Here is a 22,248-nt window from a genome sequence, read left to right as displayed (position 1 = left end):
TATGTCTTGAAAACTAAAAAAGCTTACGGAATCCTCCGTAAGCTTCTTTATAAAAGTTATTTCTATTTAGCTGTTTATCCACGCAACTTTGAAAAAGCTTTTTCAGCTGCTGCAATTGTATGTTCAATGTCTGCATCTGTATGAGAAGTTGATAAAAACATTCCTTCGAATTGAGAAGGAGGTAAAAACACGCCTTCATTAGCCATTTCACGATAGTAAGCTGCAAAATAATCTAAATTCGATGTTTTCGCTGTTTCGTAATTTATGACCTGTTCGTTTGTGAAGAAGAAACCGATCATTGAACCAGCTCGGTTTACGGTAAACGGCACATCATATTTTTCAGCTGCTGCCATCAATCCTTCTTCTAAGCGATCTGCTTTACGAATGAACTCATCGTAGGATTGAGGTGTCAGCTGTGTTAATGTCTCGTATCCAGCTGTCATCGCAAGCGGATTACCTGATAATGTACCTGCTTGATAAATCGGGCCGCTTGGTGCAACTCGCTCCATAATTTCAGCTTTACCACCGTAAGCACCTACTGGTAAACCACCACCGATTACTTTTCCTAAGCAAGTTAAGTCAGGCGTAATGTTGTAGTAGCCCTGTGCACAGTTGTACGCTACGCGGAACCCTGTCATTACTTCATCAAAAATGAGCAGTGAGCCATATTCTGATGTGATATCACGAAGCCCTTGTAAGAAACCGGGCTGAGGTGGTACCACACCCATATTTCCTGCTACCGGTTCAACGATTACTCCGGCAATGTCATCTCCGAATTCTTTAAAAGCATATTGTACGCTTTCTAAATCATTGTACGGCACTGTAATCGTGTTTTTAGCGATTCCTTCAGGCACTCCCGGGCTATCTGGTAGGCCTAACGTTGCAACGCCTGAGCCAGCTTTAATGAGAAGAGAGTCACCGTGTCCATGGTAACAGCCTTCAAATTTTAAAATTTTGTTGCGGCCCGTATAGCCACGCGCTAAACGCAGTGCGCTCATCGTTGCTTCCGTACCTGAACTCACCATACGGACGATTTCGATTGAAGGAACGCGCTCAATCACAACTTTAGCGAGCTCATTTTCAATTAATGTTGGTGCACCAAAGCTTGTACCAGATTCCGTTACTTTTTTTACTGCTTCAACTACTTGATCGTTGGAATGTCCGTGAATTAAAGGTCCCCATGATAAGACGTAGTCAATATATTTGTTGCCGTCAATATCGTAAATCGTAGCGCCTTTTCCTCGTTCCATAAAAATAGGATCCATATCTACTGATTTAAATGCACGAACAGGACTGTTTACTCCACCCGGCATTAGTTGCTGCGCTTCTAAAAAAGCTGCTTTTGACTTTTCATAACTTCTCATGTGTAAGCCTCCTTAATTACTTGTCAGATAACCAGCGTGCTGCGTCTTTAGCATGATACGTTACAATTAAATCCGCTCCTGCACGCTTCATGCTAATTAATTTTTCAAGAACAATCTCTTTTTCATTTACCCAGCCGTTTTGAGCTGCCGCTTTAATCATTGAATATTCACCGCTCACATTATAAGCCACTACAGGTAAATTAAACGTATTTTTCACATCGCGCATAATATCTAAATATGATAGAGCTGGTTTTACAATTAAGAAATCTGCTCCTTCTTCGACATCAGATTCCGCTTCTCGAAGTGCCTCTAAGCGATTAGCTGGGTCCATTTGATATGTTTTACGGTCTCCAAATTGAGGAGAAGAATGCGCTGCATCACGGAATGGTCCGTAAAAAGCAGATGCATATTTAACAGCATAAGACATCACCGGCACATCTTCAAATCCAGCTTCGTCTAGACCGTGGCGAATAGCTGCCACGAAACCGTCCATCATGTTTGAAGGCGCAATAATATCCGCTCCTGCTTTAGCTTGACTAACCGCTGTACGCGCTAATAAGTCAAGGCTAGGATCGTTTAAGATTTTTCCGTCTTCAATTACACCACAGTGGCCATGATCTGTGTATTGACACAAGCATGTATCTGCGATAACAACAAAATCTGGAAAATTTTCTTTAATTTGACGAATACCTTTTTGGACAATTCCGTGGTCATGGTATGCCTGTGAGCCGACCGCATCTTTTTCAGCGGGAACACCAAATACCATAGCTGACTTGATTCCTAAATCGACTAACTCTTGGATTTCATCATTCAAGTAGTCTAAAGAAATTTGATCCACACCTGGCATTGATTTTACAGCATTTCTTTTTTGTTCACCTTCTACAATAAAAATAGGATATATAAAGTCTTCCGGATGTAAATGTGTTTCACGTACAAGCGCACGCATATTTACAGAATTACGAAGACGACGATGACGTGTAAATTGTAAATCTTTCATGTTAAAATCCTCCTTTATTATTCAAAACAACTAACCAACATATCTATCATACCATTTATTGTGTATGTGTTAGGAACAAGATGCTTAATTCCATATTCGCTCGCTGTCTGACTCGTAATAGGACCAATGCAAACAACTTTGGTTTCATTTATAAGCTCAAGCCAATTCGGAATATCTTTAACTGACTCGACAAAAAATCTCACTGTAGAAGAACTTGTAAAAGTAATGGCATCAATTCCTGTTTCTAAATGTTGCTTAACCAAGCGTTCAGAGCCTTGATTTCGAATGGTCTGATATACAACTAAATCCGTTACCTCACACTCTTTTAACCCATCTTTTAAAACAGAGCGGGCTAATTGTCCTCGTACAAGGAGAACTCGCTCGTGATGTAACACATTTGCTTTTAACGACTCAAGAAGTGATTCGGCAACGTATTCTTTTGGAACAAGTTGCACGTTAACATCGTATTTTTCCAGCAATTTTGCGGTTTTTTCTCCAACCGCAGCCACTTTTAATCTTTTTAAAGCACTCCGACTGATATTTAACTCTTTTAGCCATTCAAAGAAAAAAGAAATGCCGTTTTGACTTGTAAAAACAATCCAATCAAAACAGTCAATCGACAGCAGGACATCTTCCACTTCTTTTTCATTGTTAGAACGTGCAAACGTGAGGACTGGTAAGCTTAAAGGTATGCCTCCAAGCTTTTTAATCTGTGCTGCAAATGAATGAGCCTGCTTCGCTTCTCTTGTAATCAAAACTTTTTTCAAAAAAAGAGGAGCCTCATGACTCATTATTTGTCCAGCTCCTCTTTTACGCGGTCAATTAAAAGCTTTGCTCCTTGAGATGTTAAGCGCCTAGCAGCTTCTGAACCGATAGCAACGGGGTCTTTTCCCGTAATGTGCTCTTTATAAATCGTTTTGCCATCAGGAGATGCGACTAGCGACGTTAGCTCAATATTTCCACCGTCTACTATACGCCCATATCCCGCAATCGGCACTTGGCATCCGCCTTCCATCTCTTTTAAAAATACGCGTTCAGCTCTAACAGCACGAGCCGTTTCATCATGATTTAGAGTTTGAAGAAGCGATAATAATTCATCGTCATTTTCTCGGCATTCGATAGCTAAAGCTCCTTGTCCTACAGCAGGAACACTTATTTCCGGCTCTAGGTACTGAGTGACCGTATCTCTCGACCAGCCCATACGAGATAGTCCTGCAGCGGCCAAGATAATCGCATCGTAATCTTCATTTTTTAATTTCTCTAGGCGTGTATCGATATTTCCTCGAATCCATTTAATTTCGATATCTGAACGCATAGATAGAAGCTGTGCCCCTCGACGCAAGCTGCTTGTCCCAATCACAGCACCGCTTGGCAGCTCCTCAAATCGCTCACCATTTTTTGAAATAAGCGCATCACGGTGATCTTCTCGTAAAGGAATACATCCAATCGTTAATCCTTCTGGCAAAACAGCCGGCATATCTTTCATACTATGAACGGCCATATCAATTTCTTTATCTAACATGGCTTGTTCAATTTCTTTTACAAAAAGACCTTTACCGCCTACTTTGGACAGCGTTACATTTAAAATTTTGTCCCCTTTTGTCACCATTTCTTTAATTTCAAACTCAAAAGGAAGACCTTGTTTTTTTAACTGTTCAATGACCCACTTGGTCTGTGTTAACGCAAGTTTGCTTCGACGAGAGCCGACAATAATTTTTCGCATGTTGTCCTCCTAATTACGAACCCCAAAAGTGAAAATTCGATAAACTGCCAAATAAAAAGAAATTAATAAGTAAGACTAAGAACAATCCAATATTCCACATCGCGATTGCCTTTCCTTGAATACCTCTACGCAGTCTAGCATACAAGTAAGCGCTGTATGCAACAAACATTAAAAATGAACCTAACACTTTTGTATCGTACCAATGAAAATCTACGTATTTAATATAAGCCCATATGATTCCTAAGATTAACGAAAGCAATAACAGCGGTACACCAATTAAAATTAATACATAGGACATGTAATCTAGCTTTGTTAAATCTTCAATTCTTAGCAAGCGCTTGCCCCATTTCTTCTTTTTCAATAAATTATACTGAACAAGATACAGAGCAGAAAAAACAAAAGAAACTGAAAAAGCGCCGTAAGATAAAATAGCCATGGTAATATGGATGATTAATAATTCTGACACAAGGCGCTCCGACTGGACAGCCGTGTATGTTTCAAGTGGAGCAAACGTATGAATAGCCATAATTAAGAAACCAATCACATTTGTAAAAAATACCATAAAATCAACGCGGAACAGGCGATTAATCACAAGCGAAAGAGTAATTAACACCCACGCGTAAAAATACAGCCCTTCAGAAACAGTAAGAATAGGAAACCTTCCCGTCTCAAACATTCGTAAAATTAAAAAGGCTGTTTGCAAAACCCACACAATAGAAAGTAACCAGAAGGCTATCGAGTTTGCCTTCCGGTTATTTTGTACAAAATCAATAAAATATAATAAAACGCTCACCGCGTATAAAATCACAATCAATTCATAGATTCTGGTTAATTCCATATCAACCATTATTCAATCCTCACTTAAGACTGATAAGCTACTGAATGAGACGTAATCGATGTATGAAGCTGCTCTTCTTTTTCTTTTTGCAAAGCAACTTCCTGTTCAATATTAAAAATCTTCATGAACAGCTCTAAAGACTCTTCAGCATGTTTCTCTCCAGCCAATTCTTTCGCGTGTAAAATTGGATCGCGAAGAAGTTGATTAATTATACTTTTTGTATGTTTATTTAACACTTTGCGCTCACGCTCAGATAAATCTGGGAGCTTACGATCAATGCTTTTCATCGTTTCAGCTTGAATGGTAAGTGCTTTTTGACGAAGTGCAGAAATAACAGGTACAACGCCTAATGTACCAAGCCAAGACTTGAAAGCAACAATTTCAGCTTCAAGCATAATTTCAATTTCATCCGCAGCTTTTTGACGCTCTTGCAAATTAGATTCTACAATCCCGTTTAAATCGTCGATATCGTATAAAAAGACCGTCTCTAGCTCATCTAGTTCTGGATCTAAGTCACGCGGAACGGCGATGTCTACCATAAACAATGGACGACCTTTACGCGTACGCTCTGCTTCACTCATCATTCGTTTCGTTACTACATAGTCATTAGCTCCTGTTGAACTAATTAAAATATCTGCTTCGCTTAAAGCATGTTGAAGATCAGCAAATGGTTTGGCTTCTCCAGAAAAACGGTTTGCTAGCTCCTGTGCCTTTTCAAATGTTCGATTCACTACCGTTACTTTTTTAGCTCCGCTGCCATATAAATTCTGCACGGCCAGCTGACCCATTTTTCCCGCACCAAGAATCAATACGTGTTTAGATGATAAGTCTCCAAAAATCTTTTTAGCAAGCTCTACGGCTGCGTAGCTGACAGAAACTGCATTCGCACCAATTTCTGTTTCATGATGAGCTTTTTTGGCTAATGTCACAGCTTGTTTAAACAGCTGGTTAAAAACCGTTCCAATTGTTTCTTCTTCTTGAGCAAGCAAAAAGCTTGAACGCACTTGTCCAAGAATTTGTGTTTCACCAATCACCATTGAATCTAATCCACATGCTACTCGGTATAAGTGTTCGATGGCTCCATCATTTTCATAGATGGTTAAATAAGGCGAAAACTCTTCTTTATCTATTCCGAACCATTCAGCTAAAAATGCTTTTACATAATAACGGCCCGTGTGTAATTGATCAACAACAGCATAAATTTCCGTACGATTGCATGTTGAAACAATGATGTTCTCCAAAATGCTTTTTTGGCCGCTTAACGTTTTCATGGCAGATGCTAGTTCTTGCTCATTAAAACTAAGCTTTTCTCTTATTTCAACAGGGGCTGTTCGAAAGTTTAAGCCGACTGCTATAATATGCATTTGTACATACCCCCTATAATTGAAATGTGCTTATTTATCCGAATTTGACGGGCAGTAACCCCTAAATTTCCAAAGAGCTACAGTGAGATAACTGCCCGTAAAATCCGGCGTTCTTCATTCTACTATTCGTAAAAACCGGCGGACATTACACAGATGTAATCTTCGCCTTATCTCTAACTATTATAACATGTTCTATAAGTCATTCGAAAAAAAAATGTGAACAGTCTTTGAAAACATGTGTTAAGATATTAACTGTTATTCCGTAATAAATTGTATCAAAAAAGCAGCGTTTTATCACGTTTTCTGTTTTGAAACACCTGGAGGTTACTATGAAAAAGCAATCAATGTTTTTTGGTGTCTTACTAGTTGGATTTGGAATCTTTTTCTTACTGAATGAACTACATATGAGCATTGCAGCAAAGGTATACACGTGGCCTGTACTGTTAATTTTAATAGGAGCGGCACTGTTAACTGAGTCTGCTTTATCTCAAGATCATTCAAACTTGCTTGCAAGTTACATATTAATCACTTTAGGTATTCATTTCTATGTAAGTGAACAAATTCCCTTTTGGCCTACGAATATTAGCATGGTCGTTTTTATGGTGGCCATTAGCTTTTTACTCAGTGCTAGAAAAGCCAAATCGGGCTTTTTCCAAGGCGGCACCCTTTTAATTATTGCCATTTTAATGATGTTTTCAGACCGTCTTAAACTATTTTTGCCAAAAGTTGAAGACGGCGTAAATTATTTAACAACCTTCTGGCCTATTTTATTGTTACTAGTTGGGCTATATTTATTATTTTTCAAACGAAAGTAATCTATGTAAACAAGTTAAAAAAATGGAACGTTTGACTCACTTCCTGGTAGAGTGATGATAAACGTTCCATTTTTTTAGCTTCTATTCCTTTGTTTAGTGAGTCATGCGATACTGCAAAGATTTCCACGCTTTATCTTTTCCTTCACCTGTTTCAGATGAGAAATGAATTAATTCATCATTTGGATCTAAATCCAGCGTTTCTCTCACTACTTTTAAGTGCTTCTGCCATTTTCCTTTAGGAATTTTATCGGCTTTCGTCGCAATAACCATAACGGGAAGGTCATGGTGCTTCAAAAACTCATACATCATAACGTCATCCTTTGAAGGAGCATGGCGTAGATCAACAATCATTAACACAGCTTTAAGCTGCTCACGATTTGTTAAATACGTTTCAATCATTTTCCCCCATGCTTCACGCTCTTTTTTAGACACTTTTGCAAATCCGTAGCCAGGTACGTCTACAAAGTGAAGGATTTCATTAATTAAAAAGAAGTTAAGCGTTTGAGTTTTTCCAGGCTTAGACGACGTACGCGCTAAGCTTTTGCGATTGAGCATCTTATTAATAAAAGATGATTTTCCTACATTTGAACGGCCTGCTAACGCAAATTCTGGCAGGTTTTCTTTAGGATATTGTTCAGGGCGTACGGCACTGATAACAATATCGGCTTGAGTTACTTTCATTTTACCTCTCCTACTAGCGCATGTTCCAATACTTGGTCCACATGTGACACAAGAACGATGTCTAATTCCTCTTGTACACTGTCAGGGATATCTTCAATATCACGTTCATTATCGTGAGGGATTAATATTTTAGTTAATCCGGCACGGTGTGCACTAAGTGACTTTTCTTTTAAACCACCGATTGGTAATACGCGACCTCTTAGTGTAATTTCTCCTGTCATTCCTACTTCTCTACGCACTGGTTTACCCGTTAGTGCTGATACTAGAGCAGTGGCAATGGTAATTCCTGCAGAAGGTCCATCCTTTGGTACAGCTCCTTCTGGAACATGGATATGAATATCATGTTTTTCATAAAACTTCTCATCAATTCCTAGTTTCTCTGCATTTGAACGCACATAGCTAAATGCCGCCTGAGCTGATTCTTTCATCACGTCTCCAAGCTTTCCGGTTAGCACTAGTCTTCCTTTACCAGGGGATAAGCTTACTTCAATGGCCAGCGTGTCTCCTCCTACAGTTGTGTAAGCAAGACCTGTAGCAACGCCAACTTGATCTTCCGTCTCAGCCTGTCCGTAGCGGAACCTAGGCTTACCAAGGAATTCTTCAAGCGTTTTGGCCGTCACCACCACGCGCTTTTTCTCACCAGAGACTACGATACGAGCTGCTTTTCGACAAATGGAAGCAATTTCGCGTTCAAGGTTACGAACACCAGCTTCTCTCGTATATAAACGTATGATTGCTGTTAAGGCGTCATCGCGAATCTGCAAATTGCCCTTTTGCAATCCGTGATTTTCTAGCTGGCGCAGCAATAGGTGACGCTTCGCGATTTCAAGCTTTTCCAGCTCCGTGTAACCAGCAATTTGAATAATTTCCATTCGATCGCGCAGCGGCCCCGGAATCGTAGCTAAGTTATTAGCTGTAGCCACGAACATCACTTTTGATAAATCATACGTTTCTTCTATATAGTGATCGCTGAAATTATGATTTTGTTCAGGATCCAATACTTCTAACAAAGCAGAAGACGGGTCTCCTCGGAAATCATTTGACATTTTATCGATTTCATCAAGCAGAAATACAGGGTTAATCGTTCCTGCTTTTTTCATTCCTTGAATAATGCGTCCAGGCATAGCTCCCACGTACGTGCGACGATGACCGCGGATTTCTGACTCATCTCTCACACCGCCTAGAGATACTCGTACAAAATGACGATCTAGAGACGTAGCAATTGAGCGGGCTAGGGATGTTTTCCCTACGCCAGGAGGTCCTGCTAAACATAAAATAGGGCCTTTAAGAGATTTTGTCAACTGCTGCACGGCTAGATATTCTAATACGCGTTCCTTCACTTTTTCAAGGCCATAGTGCTCATCGTTCAGCACTTGTTCAGCATTATGAATATTGAGCGTATCTTCCGTTTCGTTTGTCCAAGGTAGCGCAATCAACCACTCGATATAATTTCGAATGACTGAGCTTTCAGCGGAGGTAGCAGGAATTTTTTCATAGCGATCCAATTCTTTAAACGCCACTTGTTTGACATGGTCCGTCATCCCACTTGCTTCAATTTTTTCGCGAAGCGTTGCTACTTCTCCTGTCTTTCCTTCTTTGTCTCCAAGCTCTTTTTGAATCGCCTTCATTTGCTCACGAAGATAATACTCTTTCTGAGTGCGTTCCATTGATTTCTTTACACGCTGTCCAATTTTTTTCTCCAGCTGCAAAACTTCTTGCTCGTCTTGAATATGAGAAATGATCGTATTTAATCTTTCTTTCACATCAGTTGTTTCTAAAATTTCTTGTTTAAGCTGAATTTTTATTGGTAAATGAGAGGCTACAATATCTGCTAATCTTCCTGGTTCTTCAATGTCACTTACGGTTGAAAGAGTTTCAACGGACACCTTTTTGGAAAGTTTTATGTATTGTTCGAAATAGTCTAAAAGCGTGCGCATCAGCGCTTTATCTTCTACATCAACCTGATGTTCTTCATTTTGCTTTTCCACGTGTACAACAAAATATTCTTCGCTGTCTTCAAATTCTGTAACGGTTACGCGATTTAGTCCTTCTACTAAGACGCGCATCGTTCCATTCGGCAGCTTTAGCATTTGTTTAATTTTTGCCAACGTACCGGTTCTATATAAATCCTCTTTTGTTGGTTCATCGATACCCATATCTTTTTGTGATACTAAACAAACTAAGTGATCATCCATCATTGCTTTTTCTAATGCTTGCACAGATTTGTCTCGCCCAACATCTAAATGAAGCACCATTGTCGGATAGACGATCAAACCTCGTAAAGGCAGTAGCGGCATTGTCAATTTTTCTTTTTCTGCCATGCAATGAACACCTCCAATGCTCGTCAATTAAAGTATGTAAAGTGTGAATTCTTTTAACAATTTTATCTCATTTGTATACACATTGTCTAACAATAGTAATTACTAATTGTATCATGAGAAAGAATTAAAAGGCAAAATATATCTTTTTAAGCTCTTTTCATAAAAAAACGCCTTTTTCGTTGGCTGTGTATAAAGGTTTTATACGCGAAAAAGGCGATGAATATTCATCTGACCATTAATTTTTAATTATCATGATAGAATTAGCTAGATTCTCTATTTGGAATAGCTGGATCTACCGACAAATGTGCAACATGCTCATGTACAGACAATAGTGCTTGTTCAAACACCTCTGTTAAATGATGGACAGGAATAATATCGATACCTTTTACCTTTTCTACCATTGCATTCATATTTTCTTTTGGCACAATCACCGTCTGAACGCCTGCTTGTTTTGCTGCCTTGATTTTTGGAATTACGCCGCCAATTGGCTTTACGTTGCCGTGCAGACCAATTTCTCCTGTCATTGCTACCGTGTGTTTGATTGGGACTTCATAAATTGCTGAGTAGATCCCTGTTGCCATAGCAATACCAGCAGAAGGTCCATCGATTGGCACACCTCCCGGAAAATTCACGTGGATATCATACTCATCGGCTGGCACATCCATTGAGCGAAGAACCGTTATGACATTTTCAATTGAGCTTTTAGCCATACTTTTACGACGAATAGACTTCCCTTGAGTCCCTATACTTTCCTCTTCAACGATACCCGTAATAATAATGTTCCCTTTCTCTTTTGCAGGAATCGCTTTGACCTCAATTTCTAAAAGTGCTCCAGAGTTGGGCCCGTACACGGCTAATCCATTAATAAGCCCCACTTTTTCCTCATCTGCAATTTTCGGATCGTGTCTTGGAGATAGTTGACTAGAATGAACAATCCATTCAATATCTTCATTTTTAATGTCCGTTCGTTCCTCTGATATCGCTAGTCCAGCCGCAATTTGCATCATATTAACCGTTTCACGTCCATTGCGTGCATATGTAGAAAACAGAGATAAACCTTCTTCTGATATATCCATTCTGACTTTATTTGCTGCTTTTTTTGCAACTGTAATAATTTCGTCGCGATCAAGCTCACGGAAAAATACCTCTACGCATCTGGAACGAATGGCAGGCGGAATTTCATTAGGCGTTCTAGTCGTCGCACCAATCAAGCGAAAGTCGGCTGGTAAACCATTTTGAAAAATATCGTGAATATGTGTTGGAATTTGTGTATTTTCTTCGCTGTAATAGGCGCTTTCCATAAACACTTTTCGATCTTCTAGAACCTTTAACAGCTTATTCATCTGAATAGGATGGAGTTCTCCAATTTCATCAATAAATAAAATTCCCCCGTGTGCATCTGTAACTGCTCCTTGTTTTGGCTGCGGAATTCCAGCTTGGCCCATAGCGCCTGCGCCTTGGTAAATGGGGTCATGCACTGATCCAATTAAAGGATCTGCAATGCCTCGCTCATCAAAACGCGCCGTAGTTGCATCTAACTCTACAAATACAGCTGCTTGTTTAAAAGGTGATTTTTTATTTTTCTTTGCTTCTTCTAACACTAAACGTGCTGCTGCTGTTTTTCCTACTCCAGGCGGCCCGTATACAATAACGTGCTGTGGATTAGGACCGCAAAGGGCAGCCTTTAGTGACCGAATTCCATCTTCTTGTCCGACAATATCGGAGAAGCTAGACGGCCTCACACGTTCCGCAAGCGGCTCAGTTAAAGAGATAGCTCTCATCTTCTGCAGTTGCTCCATTTCTTTCTTTGAATCCCGGTCAATTGAGACTTTTTGCGTACGCTGATTGCGTAATAAATTCCAAAAATATAAGCCAATGATGATACCAAAAAAGAGTTGGACCATTAAGGCAATATTCGTCCAGTTCATAGATAAACCTCCTGCGCAGTTTAGTAAGATAATTATCAGTTATTATCTCCCTGCAGCAGTAGGAATAAACAAGATTCTAGTAAAAAGTAAAATTTAGTTGTCCTTCATCAACAGAAAAAAGCCGGGTACTCAAATTGAGTACCCGGCTTTTTTTATGCTGATGTTTTGCTGCCTTCTTGAATAGTAGATCCGTCTTCTAATACGAACTTAGGAGCCGCTTGATCACGAACTGTTTCACCTGTGATAATACATTTTGTAATATCATCACGTGAAGGAAGATCAAACATTACATCTAACATAATACCTTCAATGATTGAACGTAGACCACGAGCACCTGTTTTACGCTCGATTGCTTTTTTAGAAATTTCTACTAAAGCCTCGTCTTCGAACTCAAGTTCAACGTCATCAAGTTCAAGCATTTTTTGATATTGTTTCACTAGTGCATTTTTCGGTTTTGTTAAAATCTCAACTAGCGCTTCTTCATCAAGAGGCACTAAGCTAGCAGTAACCGGTAAACGACCAATAAACTCTGGAATTAAACCAAATTTTAATAAATCTTCCGGTAATACTTTTGCTAGTAACTCTTTTTCTGTAAAGTCTTGTTGTTTTGTTTCTGAACCGAAACCAATTACTTTTTTACCTAGACGGCGCTTAATAATAGGTTCGATTCCGTCAAACGCACCACCGCAAATAAATAAGATATTTGTTGTATCAATTTGAATAAATTCTTGATGAGGGTGTTTGCGTCCACCTTGAGGAGGAACACTTGCTACAGTACCTTCTAAGATTTTAAGAAGAGCCTGCTGCACACCTTCACCTGATACATCACGTGTAATAGATGGGTTTTCAGACTTACGCGCTACTTTATCAATTTCATCGATGTAGATGATACCTTTTTCAGCTTTCTCCACATCGTAATCAGCTGATTGAATTAATTTTAATAAGATGTTTTCAACATCTTCTCCTACATAACCCGCTTCTGTTAGAGATGTTGCATCTGCAATCGCAAACGGTACGTTTAAAATACGAGCCAATGTTTGAGCTAGTAAAGTTTTACCGCTTCCTGTAGGTCCAATTAATGCAATATTACTTTTTGATAACTCAACGTCATCAATTTTACTGTTTGAATTGATTCGTTTGTAATGGTTGTATACTGCAACAGATAACGATTTTTTCGCATCCTCTTGACCAATTACATACTCATCTAAAATGTCACGAATTTCTTTTGGTTTTGGTACATCTTTAAATTCTACTTCTTCTTCTGTACCTAACTCTTCTTCTACGATTTCCGTGCAAAGTTCAATACATTCATCGCATATGTAAACACCTGGACCCGCAACTAACTTGCGTACTTGTTCTTGTGTTTTACCACAAAATGAGCATTTTAACTGCCCTTTTTCATCGTTAAATTTAAACATAATTTTCACCCCTTGTAGTATTTACTAAAGTGCTCGAAGCTGATTTCTATCCGCGCTATAGCCCAACAACATGAACAACTCATCTATTTGTAGGTAAATGCCCCTCTTTATCACATAGTAAAAGCGCTATGAAAAGATTTGTATTGCATTTTACCATACATTTTCTTGAATAGATACTAAAACGTTTTATGTATATGTTGTTGATGAGCATAACAGAATGAAGATCTGCTATTATATAGTGTCCTCTTATTGGGCCTATTTCATAACCACGGATTTCAAACAATGGGTTAAAGCTGCTTCTACGGTGTTGGTTATGATATAAAAAAACTATTGAAGTTTATAAAACAAGGCACGATCAAGTCGCGCCTTGTTTCTTACTTACTATTATGCAACAGCTTTACTGTTTTCTACAAGAAATTCAACTGCTTTACGTACTTTCATGTCTTCTTTAATGCTATCAAGACTGCCAAGCACTTTCTTAATTTCTTCGACAGGCATGTTGTACATTCCTGCCATGTTTTCTAATTCTTTTTCTACTTCTTCTTCGCTTACTTCAAGATTTTCAGCTTTTGAAATAGCTTCTAGCGTTAAGTTGATTTTCACACGCTTTTCAGCATCCGGACGCATTTGGTCGCGAAGAGCTTTTTCATCTTGACCTGAGAATTGGAAGTAAAGTTCAAGGTTAAGACCTTGCATTTGTAAACGTTGTTCAAACTCTTGCATCATACGATCCATTTCAGTGTTGAACATTGCTTCTGGAATTTCTACTTCAGCATTTTCAGCAGCTTTTTCTACTAAAGTGTCGCGAAGAGCTGATTCTGCTTGGTTTTCTTTATCGCTTTGTAATTTTTCTTTTGTTTTTGCTTTTAACGCTTCTAGAGTTTCTACTTCTTCATCTACGTCTTTTGCAAACTCATCGTCTAAAGCTGGAAGCTCTTTAGATTTGATTTCGTGTAATTTCACTTTGAATTTAGCAGCTTTACCAGCTAGCTCTTCAGCGTGATACTCTTCAGGGAATGTTACTTCCACTTCTTTTTCAGCGCCTACTTCAAGACCAACTAGTTGCTCTTCAAAGCCAGGGATGAATGTGTTAGAACCGATTTCTAAAGAATAGTTTTCGCCTTTTCCGCCTTCAAATGCTTCGCCATCAACGAAACCTTCAAAGTCGATTACAGCTGTATCGCCTTCAGCTACTGTTCCTTCTTCTTTAACAACTAGTTCAGCGTGACGCTCTTGAAGTGTTTTTAATTCAGCTTCAACGTCTTCATCTGTTACAGTTGTATCTACTTTTTCTACTTCTAAGTTTTTGTATTCGCCTAATTTAACTTCAGGCTTAACAGTTACTTTAGCAGTGAAAACTAGAGGTTGTCCTTTTTCGATTGTTTCAACATCGATTTCTGGACGATCAACCGGCTCGATACCAGCTTCAACAATTGCATTGCTGTAAGCTTCAGGTAATAAGATGTCTAGTGCATCTTGGTATAAAGATTCTACGCCAAAACGTTTTTCGAAAAGTGGACGAGGCATTTTACCTTTACGGAACCCTGGTACGTTTACTTGTTTTACAACTTTTGTGAATGCTTTATCTAAGGCTTTATCAAACTCAGCAGCTTCAACTTCTACTGTTAAAACGCCTTGATTTCCTTCTTGTTTTTCCCATTTTGCAGACATGAATGTTTCCCTCCAAAATCATTTTAAGTAGTGATTTCTAAATTAGATAATGCAGATAGCCTATCAGTTCAAACCTCAATCATTATCTATTTAACTCCCTACTACTTTAAAGTAAGTAGGAATGTAATGTAAAGATGAAATTCTACTATACGTATTTAAGTGCATTTTACAACCATTATATTATAACATACAACAATGACGTTTCAACTAAACACCACATTTTATATAAAAGAAATTTCTTCAATTTCTTTTAGCTCTTTAATTGCCTTTCGTAATTCAGCTGCGGAGAAACTTCCGTCTTCCTCTGCTACAGCTGCATCTGACTCTTCTCCTTGCATCATCAGACTAACAGCATACACCGCTTCTGTCCAAAGTTTTACATTATCACCCGGTAAAAACGGAAATGTTATAAATAAATGACGCTGCCATATTTCAACGGCAACCTGCAGCAATGTAGGATTTTCATGCTCCAGCTTTTCCGTCAGCTGCGCTTCTACCTGCTCGGCAAATAAATACGGTGTTGTTCGTTGAAGCTGAAGCGCATTTACTTTTTTCGTCTCTCCAAACTTACTAATCATAAAATCAATGTCTACTTCTTCTTCCATGACTGTTTTTAAAGCGACTGTTTTTACGATAGGGTGAATAGCTTCAGATGAAAATAGCTGTTCCAGAAAGAAGCGCTGCTTTTCAATTCTCTTTGTTTTTAATGAATGAACCCATTCAAGCTGATCTTGAATATTGTCTAGAGCTGTGAATGATTTAAACTGCTCTATCTGTTCTTCTTCTGTTTGTTCTTCTATGACTTGTTCTTGATTCATTCTATTTTTGCAGAACTCCAATAGCTGATAAAGCTGTTCAGCATGTTCAGAAGGGAGTTTGTGTTCTTGAATAACTGCTTGTAGAGTGACATATCCTTCATGATAATGACCAAGCTGAATTAACACCATGAGGTACATTTGCAAATTATGATAATAATCGCCAATATCTTCTTTCAGCATTTGCTCACATAATTCCTTAGCTATGCCTGCATCACCGAGCTCCACGTGACAAATAACAAGGCCAAGCAAAATTTCATGATGCTTATTATCAAGTTCGTAGGCCTGCTCAAATAAAGGAAGTGCTTCTTGAAATTGCTTGTGCTGCATATGTTCTGTAGCTTTTTCAACCAACCGTTCTTTTAATAGAGGAAAAGCTACAATTTTGTTTTGTTGTTCATTCGACATGTTTTCTCCCCACTTCGCGGTCCATTTGCTTTACAGTTTAGCAATTGAATTAACGGAACGCAAAAAAATCGAGCAAAATCATCATTTTGCTCGATTTTTGGTTAATATCTTACCGTTTTTGCTTCATAAGCAGAAATGTCGTCTTCAAAAGAAAGCGTATAGCCAATTTCATCATATCCGTTAACAAGCATATATTTCCAATGGCCATTGATCTCAAACGTACGTTCAAAACCTGCTTCATCGGTAATTTTTTGCTGATGAAGATCGATTGTACAGGCGTAAGAAGCACTTTGAGACTCTTTCATTAAATAGGAAACATCTTCTTTTGGTAAAACAATAGGTAAAATACCATTTTTCAGACAGTTTTGTTTAAAAATATCCGCAAATGACGGTGCGATAATGGCACGGAACCCATAGTCTAAAAGCGCCCATGGAGCGTGTTCACGTGACGAACCACACCCGAAGTTCTCGTCAGCTACAAGAATTGTTGCTCCTTGATTTTGAGGCTGATTTAGTTCAAACGTTTCATTTAACGTTTCATCTTCATTATATCGCCAATCAAAAAAGAGAAATTGGCCAAAGCCAGTACGCTCAATTCTTTTCAAAAATTGCTTTGGGATAATTTGATCAGTATCTACGTTTGCTCGGTCGAGACCTGCTACTTTTCCTGTATGGATTGTAAAAGCATTCATCTGTGTTCTCCTCCTTATCGCACCGCTTGTTCTTGTAGTTTGCGTACATCAACAAAATGTCCATATACCGCTGCCGCTGCTGCCATTACCGGGCTTACTAAATGCGTTCTGGCACCTTTTCCTTGACGTCCTTCAAAGTTTCGATTAGAAGTGGACGCACAGTGTTCGCCTTGTGGAACTAAGTCAGAGTTCATGCCTAGACACATGCTGCAGCCCGAGTCTCTCCATTCAAAACCTGCTTCAATAAAAATAGCAGATAACCCTTCTTCTTCAGCCACTCGCTTTACTTTTTGAGAACCTGGTACAATCATCGCTCGCACATCTGGTGACACTTTCTTTCCTTTAATAAAGGCTGCCACGTCACGAAGATCAGACAAACGAGCATTTGTACATGAACCGATAAATACATGCTGAACTGGGATCTCTTCTATTGCCATGCCGGGCTGTAAGCCCATATACTCAAGTGCTCGTGACAAAGACTTTTTCTCAGCTTCTGTTGTACACTCTTCTAATGTAGGAACTTGCTTGCTAACATAAGAACTCATCGCCGGGTTTGTTCCCCATGTTACAACAGGCTCAATTGTATCTGCATCAATTTCTAGCGTTTCATCGTATGTTGCACCTTCATCTGTTGCTAAAGCTGCCCAAGCTTCCACTGCTTTTTCAAACTGTTCTCCTTTAGGAGCATACTGACGCCCTTTAATATAAGAGAAAGTAACATCATCTGGACTGATTAAACCAGCTTTTGCACCGGCTTCAATAGACATATTACAAATAGTCATGCGCTCTTCCATTGAAAGGTCGCGAATACATTCGCCCGTAAATTCTACGATTGAACCCGTTCCAAAATTCACGCCGAATTTTTGAATAATTGCTAACACAATGTCCTTAGCATAAACACCAGGCTGTTTTTTGCCATTTACTTTCACTTGTAGCGTTTTTGGTTTCGCTTGCCATAGCGTTTGCGTTGCTAAAACATGTTCTACCTCACTCGTTCCTATACCAAAAGCAAGCGCTCCAAATGCACCGTGAGTAGATGTATGGCTATCTCCGCACACAATGGTTTTTCCAGGCTGCGTCAATCCTAATTCCGGTCCAATGATATGCACAATTCCTTGCTCTTCGCTTGTTAAATCTAAAAGCTTCACACCAAACTCATGACAGTTTTCAGATAGTTTGTCTACTTGTTTCTTTGCAATCGGATCTTTAATATTAAAACGGTCAACCGTTGGAATATTGTGATCCATTGTAGCAAACGTTAAGTCCGGACGCTTCACTTGACGATTTGCCACGCGAAGACCTTCGAATGCTTGAGGAGACGTTACTTCATGAATAAGATGAAGATCGATATATAATAAGTCCGGCTTCCCCTCTTCTCGACGTACAACATGTTGTTCCCAAAGCTTATCAATAATTGTTTTTGGTTTCATACTGCTCCTCCTTTCTGATTATGAAAAACGTTTCTCACAAAACGTGAGAAACGCATGATTAACTGTAAGCTGTCATAATGCTTGAAATGGCAGAATCGTTGGCAATAACCGCAGTTATTGCATCCACCATTTTATCGGTACCTAAATAATGATTACCGTCTGCTAAGTCAGCTGTTCGATGACCTGCATGTAATACACTTTCAACCGCTTGTTCAATCACCGCTGCTTCTGTTTCTAATCCAAATGAATGTCTAAGCAACATTGCTGCAGATAAAATAGCAGCAATCGGATTAGCTTTGTTTTGTCCAGCAATGTCTGGTGCAGAACCGTGAACCGGTTCGTATAAAGATGGACCATCAACCGTTAAACTCGCAGATGGAAGCATCCCTAACGATCCTGTCAGCATAGAAGCCTCATCACTCAAAATATCACCAAACATATTTTCAGTTACCACTACATCAAAATATTTCGGATTACGAATTAACTGCATAGCAGCTGAATCTACAAGCATATGCTCAAGCTCTACATCCGGGTAGTCTTTTGCTACTTCTTCAGCTACTTCACGCCACACTCGACTAGACTCAAGCACATTCGCTTTATCAACCGACGTTACCTTTTTACGTCGATTTACAGCCGTTTCAAACGCTTGGCGAATAATCCTTTCTATTTCTGTACGCTTATAAAATAACGTGTCGACAACTGTCTCTTCATTTCCTTCTGTTCGACGCTCGCTAGGCTGACCAAAATATAAGCCCCCTGTTAGCTCACGAACGATAATGAAGTCAACACCTTCAATGTATTCTTTTTTCAAAGGAGAGGCATCTGCTAAGCTATCATAAAACGTCACTGGACGAAGGTTAGCATATAAATCCAATTCTTTTCGAATAGCTAGCAAACCTTTTTCTGGTCGCAAATGTGAAGGGTTACGATCCCATTTTGGCCCTCCAACGGATCCAAGTAAGACGGCATCCGCCTGCTTACAAATCTCAATTGTACTTTCTGGAAGAGGTGTGCCAGCCTCATCAATTGCAGCTCCGCCAATTAATCCATACGTAAACTCGAATTGATGATCAAAGCGCTCTCCAATTGCTTTTAAAACGGCAACAGCGCCTTTGGTTACTTCTGTTCCTACGCCGTCACCTGGTAATACAGCGACTTTTTTTGTCATGGTGGTCTCTCCCTTCAGTTCACATTACTTCTTGCTTTGTACGATGCTGCTGAATAGCGATTAATCGATTAATGGCATTTAAATAGGCTTTCGCTGACGATTCTAATACGTCAAATGCTACTCCGCGTCCGCTTGCTTCAGTTCCTTCGCTTTCAACCTTCACAAATACTTCAGCCAGTGCATCCGGACCGCCGTTAATAGACTGAATACGATAGTCTAATAGTTTGACATCTTGCTCAACACAGCGCTGCAGCGTATTATAGATAGCTTCCACGCTTCCAGATCCCGTAGCTGCTTCTTGAATCTCTTCGCCGTTTTCTTTGCGAAGCGTAATCGTAGCCGTAGGAATATTGTTCGTACCATACTGAACTTGCAGACTTTCAAGCTTATATTCACTGTCTTTGCTAACTTGCTTTTGAATGACTAATGCCAATAAATCATCGTCGGTAATGTCTTTTTTCTTATCTGCTAAGTCTTTAAACTTCTCAAAAAGCACGTTTGCTTCTGTATCTTCCAATGTGAACCCAAGCTCTACTAAGCGTGTACGGAACGCATGACGGCCTGAGTGTTTACCCAGCACAATCGGATTTTGTTTAACACCCACAAGTTCTGGGGAAATAATCTCATATGTTAACGGATTTTTTAAGACGCCATCTTGGTGAATACCTGATTCATGAGCAAAAGCATTTTTTCCGACAATTGCTTTATTTGGCGCAATATTCATTCCGGTAAGCTTACTGATAATGTCACTCGTACGCTTGATTTCGGGCAAGATCAAACCTGTGCTCGCTTGATAGAAGTCTTGACGGACATGAAGCGCAAGTGCTACTTCTTCAAGAGCAGCGTTACCGGCACGTTCTCCGATTCCGTTAATCGTTCCTTCAATTTGAGTAGCTCCTGCTTCAATAGCAGCCATTGAATTAGCAACAGCTAGCCCTAAGTCATCGTGGCAGTGAGCTGACAAATCGACCTTATGAATATTTGATACATGTTCTTTTAAGTAATTAAATACGGATTGATAGTCACCAGGCGTGATAAATCCTACCGTATCTGGAATATTAACGACTTTTGCACCAGCATCGATAACAGCTTCTACAATTCTAGCTAAAAACGGTAAATCTGTGCGACATGCATCTTCAGCAGACCATTGAACAACCGGGAATTTTTCACTTGCGTATTTCACCATTTTCACTGCTGTTTCAAGTACTTCATCAGGTGTTTTTTTCAATTTATGCTGCATATGAATTTCGGAAGTAGCGATAAAAACATGCAGTCTTGGTTCTGCACTTTCTTTTAACGCTTCCCATGCAATGTCAATATCTTTTGTAACAGACCTTGCAAGGCCTGTTACAGAAGAATTTTTGACAATAGACGCAATTTCTTTTACGGATTGAAAATCACCTTTTGAAGAAGCTGGAAATCCGGCTTCAATAATGTCGATACCTAATCGCTCTAACTGCTTAGCAATTTCAAGCTTTTCTTGTAGGTTCAAATTGACTCCAGGTGACTGTTCACCATCGCGTAGCGTCGTGTCAAATAGTTTAATTTTTTGCACTAGCGATCACCGCTTCTTTCTTTTGTTTTTTAACAAATGGCATCATTTCACGTAATTGAGCGCCAACTTTTTCAATTAAATGTTCGTTTTCACGGTTATTGATAGCTGTAAATTCTGGACGATTTGCTTGGTTTTCTAGGATCCAGCCTTTTGCAAATTTACCTGTTTGGATATCTTCAAGCACTTTTTTCATTTGTTCTTTTGAACGCTCATCTACAACGCGTGGTCCTGAAACGAAGTCACCCCATTGAGCTGTATCAGAGATTGAATAACGCATGCCTTCCATTCCGCCTTCATACATAAGGTCAACAATTAATTTTAATTCGTGTAAACACTCAAAATATGCAACTTCCGGTTGGTAGCCAGCTTCTACAAGCGTTTCAAAACCAGCTTTAACTAATGAAGTTAAACCGCCGCAAAGTACTGCTTGCTCACCGAAAAGATCTGTTTCTGTTTCTTCTTTAAACGTTGTTTCTAATACACCCGCACGAGCTGAGCCAATTGCTTTAGCATAAGCTAATGCTACGTCTTTTGCTTCGCCAGTTACGTCTTGGAATACTGCGAATAACGCCGGTACGCCAGCTCCTTCTTCATACGTTCTTCTTACAAGGTGACCAGGACCTTTTGGAGCTACTAAGAATACGTCAACGAATTCAGGTGCTACGATTTGATTAAAGTGAATGTTAAAACCGTGAGCAAATACTAAAGATTTTCCTGGTTTTAATCCTGGAAGAATTTCTTCGTTATAAACTTTTGGCTGATGCTCATCTGGAAGTAATACCATTACTACTTCTGCTTGTTGAACTGCTTCTTTTACAGATAATACAGTGAAGCCGTCTTGTTCTGCTTGATCCCATGATTTACCTTTACGTAATCCTACTACCACGTTTACTCCGCTGTCGCGTAAGTTTTGTGCGTGAGCGTGACCTTGTGAACCATAACCTACGATTGCTACTGTTTTACCTTGTAATAATTGATCCTTTGCATCTCCGTTGTAATATACCTTTGTCATAATAAATCTCTCCTCTTAGTTTATATAGTTTTATATAGTTTACTTTTT

At 39.3% G+C, this 22,248-nt stretch carries 18 protein-coding genes; 1 reads left to right on the top strand and 17 read right to left on the bottom strand.

From position 1 onward, the window contains the following. Positions 1-74: 74 nt before the first annotated feature. From hemL to hemA, 6 genes are read right to left on the bottom strand one after another with little or no spacing between them, the layout of a single operon-like run. Complete coding sequence (hemL, locus tag AC1VNJ_RS01105) at positions 75-1,364, bottom strand: glutamate-1-semialdehyde 2,1-aminomutase (protein ID WP_013059357.1); 1,290 nt, start codon at positions 1,362-1,364, stop codon at positions 75-77. A gap of 16 nt (positions 1,365-1,380) precedes the next feature. Continuing rightward, entirely contained in the window at positions 1,381-2,361 is a 981-nt protein-coding gene (gene hemB / locus AC1VNJ_RS01100; protein ID WP_014458109.1) for a porphobilinogen synthase, read from the bottom strand. A 17-nt stretch (positions 2,362-2,378) separates the two neighbouring features. Further along, entirely contained in the window at positions 2,379-3,152 is a 774-nt protein-coding gene (locus tag AC1VNJ_RS01095) for a uroporphyrinogen-III synthase (RefSeq protein ID WP_049166235.1), read from the bottom strand. Then, a complete protein-coding gene (gene hemC / locus AC1VNJ_RS01090; RefSeq protein WP_482640256.1) occupies positions 3,152-4,084 on the bottom strand; it encodes a hydroxymethylbilane synthase in 933 nt (310 codons plus the stop codon). The genes AC1VNJ_RS01095 and hemC overlap by 1 nt, the downstream gene beginning before the upstream one ends. 13 nt (positions 4,085-4,097) lie before the next feature. Further along, on the bottom strand, positions 4,098-4,931 hold the full coding sequence (locus AC1VNJ_RS01085; RefSeq protein WP_013059361.1) for a cytochrome C assembly family protein: 834 nt from the start codon (positions 4,929-4,931) through the stop codon (positions 4,098-4,100). Positions 4,932-4,945: 14 nt separating this feature from the next. Further along, complete coding sequence (gene hemA, locus AC1VNJ_RS01080; RefSeq protein WP_033579644.1) at positions 4,946-6,286, bottom strand: glutamyl-tRNA reductase; 1,341 nt, start codon at positions 6,284-6,286, stop codon at positions 4,946-4,948. A gap of 329 nt (positions 6,287-6,615) precedes the next feature. Between hemA and AC1VNJ_RS01075 the strand changes: the two genes are divergently transcribed. Continuing rightward, positions 6,616-7,101: a LiaF transmembrane domain-containing protein gene (locus tag AC1VNJ_RS01075; protein WP_013059363.1), complete on the top strand. Its 486-nt coding sequence runs from the start codon at positions 6,616-6,618 to the stop codon at positions 7,099-7,101. Positions 7,102-7,194: 93 nt separating this feature from the next. On the opposite strand, the gene yihA is transcribed toward AC1VNJ_RS01075, so the two are convergent. The 11 genes from yihA to ilvC form a co-directional block, all read right to left on the bottom strand. Continuing rightward, a complete protein-coding gene (gene yihA, locus AC1VNJ_RS01070; RefSeq protein ID WP_013059364.1) occupies positions 7,195-7,782 on the bottom strand; it encodes a ribosome biogenesis GTP-binding protein YihA/YsxC in 588 nt (195 codons plus the stop codon). Continuing rightward, a complete protein-coding gene (lon, locus tag AC1VNJ_RS01065) occupies positions 7,779-10,103 on the bottom strand; it encodes an endopeptidase La (protein ID WP_014458105.1) in 2,325 nt (774 codons plus the stop codon). The genes yihA and lon overlap by 4 nt, the downstream gene beginning before the upstream one ends. Before the next feature lie 260 nt (positions 10,104-10,363). Beyond that, positions 10,364-12,031 (bottom strand): ATP-dependent protease LonB, encoded by a 1,668-nt coding sequence (lonB, locus tag AC1VNJ_RS01060; RefSeq protein ID WP_028411731.1) that lies wholly within the window; start codon positions 12,029-12,031, stop codon positions 10,364-10,366. Positions 12,032-12,183: 152 nt separating this feature from the next. Then, positions 12,184-13,449, bottom strand: coding sequence for an ATP-dependent protease ATP-binding subunit ClpX (gene clpX, locus AC1VNJ_RS01055; RefSeq protein WP_013059367.1), 1,266 nt, complete (start codon positions 13,447-13,449; stop codon positions 12,184-12,186). Between the two features lie 384 nt (positions 13,450-13,833). After that, a complete protein-coding gene (gene tig, locus AC1VNJ_RS01050; RefSeq protein ID WP_016765666.1) occupies positions 13,834-15,120 on the bottom strand; it encodes a trigger factor in 1,287 nt (428 codons plus the stop codon). A gap of 221 nt (positions 15,121-15,341) precedes the next feature. Then, a complete protein-coding gene (locus tag AC1VNJ_RS01045; RefSeq protein WP_033579642.1) occupies positions 15,342-16,343 on the bottom strand; it encodes a tetratricopeptide repeat protein in 1,002 nt (333 codons plus the stop codon). Positions 16,344-16,444: 101 nt separating this feature from the next. After that, positions 16,445-17,035, bottom strand: a complete 591-nt coding sequence (gene leuD, locus AC1VNJ_RS01040) for a 3-isopropylmalate dehydratase small subunit (protein ID WP_028411734.1) — start codon at positions 17,033-17,035, stop codon at positions 16,445-16,447. A 14-nt stretch (positions 17,036-17,049) separates the two neighbouring features. After that, on the bottom strand, positions 17,050-18,465 hold the full coding sequence (gene leuC / locus AC1VNJ_RS01035; RefSeq protein WP_028411735.1) for a 3-isopropylmalate dehydratase large subunit: 1,416 nt from the start codon (positions 18,463-18,465) through the stop codon (positions 17,050-17,052). Positions 18,466-18,523: 58 nt separating this feature from the next. Then, the gene (gene leuB / locus AC1VNJ_RS01030) at positions 18,524-19,633 is read right to left on the bottom strand and encodes a 3-isopropylmalate dehydrogenase (protein ID WP_028411736.1); all 1,110 of its coding nucleotides are present in this window, start codon (positions 19,631-19,633) and stop codon (positions 18,524-18,526) included. Between the two features lie 19 nt (positions 19,634-19,652). Next, positions 19,653-21,188: a 2-isopropylmalate synthase gene (locus AC1VNJ_RS01025; protein ID WP_482640255.1), complete on the bottom strand. Its 1,536-nt coding sequence runs from the start codon at positions 21,186-21,188 to the stop codon at positions 19,653-19,655. Next, entirely contained in the window at positions 21,175-22,200 is a 1,026-nt protein-coding gene (ilvC, locus tag AC1VNJ_RS01020) for a ketol-acid reductoisomerase (RefSeq protein WP_028411737.1), read from the bottom strand. The genes AC1VNJ_RS01025 and ilvC overlap by 14 nt, the downstream gene beginning before the upstream one ends. Positions 22,201-22,248: the final 48 nt, after the last annotated feature.

The organism is Priestia sp. 3CA3 (assembly GCF_056836725.1).
The sequence above is the reverse complement of the archived record's forward strand: the minus strand, read 5'-3'. Positions and strand labels throughout refer to the sequence as shown.

Coding starts and splice junctions, on each gene's coding strand:
- hemL (WP_013059357.1), bottom strand. CDS start 1,364: ATGAGAAGTTATGAAAAGTCAAAAGCAGCTTTTTTAGAAGCGCAGCAA.
- hemB (WP_014458109.1), bottom strand. CDS start 2,361: ATGAAAGATTTACAATTTACACGTCATCGTCGTCTTCGTAATTCTGTA.
- AC1VNJ_RS01095 (WP_049166235.1), bottom strand. CDS start 3,152: ATGAGTCATGAGGCTCCTCTTTTTTTGAAAAAAGTTTTGATTACAAGA.
- hemC (WP_482640256.1), bottom strand. CDS start 4,084: ATGCGAAAAATTATTGTCGGCTCTCGTCGAAGCAAACTTGCGTTAACA.
- AC1VNJ_RS01085 (WP_013059361.1), bottom strand. CDS start 4,931: ATGGTTGATATGGAATTAACCAGAATCTATGAATTGATTGTGATTTTA.
- hemA (WP_033579644.1), bottom strand. CDS start 6,286: ATGCATATTATAGCAGTCGGCTTAAACTTTCGAACAGCCCCTGTTGAA.
- AC1VNJ_RS01075 (WP_013059363.1), top strand. CDS start 6,616: ATGAAAAAGCAATCAATGTTTTTTGGTGTCTTACTAGTTGGATTTGGA.
- yihA (WP_013059364.1), bottom strand. CDS start 7,782: ATGAAAGTAACTCAAGCCGATATTGTTATCAGTGCCGTACGCCCTGAA.
- lon (WP_014458105.1), bottom strand. CDS start 10,103: ATGGCAGAAAAAGAAAAATTGACAATGCCGCTACTGCCTTTACGAGGT.
- lonB (WP_028411731.1), bottom strand. CDS start 12,031: ATGAACTGGACGAATATTGCCTTAATGGTCCAACTCTTTTTTGGTATC.
- clpX (WP_013059367.1), bottom strand. CDS start 13,449: ATGTTTAAATTTAACGATGAAAAAGGGCAGTTAAAATGCTCATTTTGT.
- tig (WP_016765666.1), bottom strand. CDS start 15,120: ATGTCTGCAAAATGGGAAAAACAAGAAGGAAATCAAGGCGTTTTAACA.
- AC1VNJ_RS01045 (WP_033579642.1), bottom strand. CDS start 16,343: ATGTCGAATGAACAACAAAACAAAATTGTAGCTTTTCCTCTATTAAAA.
- leuD (WP_028411734.1), bottom strand. CDS start 17,035: ATGAATGCTTTTACAATCCATACAGGAAAAGTAGCAGGTCTCGACCGA.
- leuC (WP_028411735.1), bottom strand. CDS start 18,465: ATGAAACCAAAAACAATTATTGATAAGCTTTGGGAACAACATGTTGTA.
- leuB (WP_028411736.1), bottom strand. CDS start 19,633: ATGACAAAAAAAGTCGCTGTATTACCAGGTGACGGCGTAGGAACAGAA.
- ilvC (WP_028411737.1), bottom strand. CDS start 22,200: ATGACAAAGGTATATTACAACGGAGATGCAAAGGATCAATTATTACAA.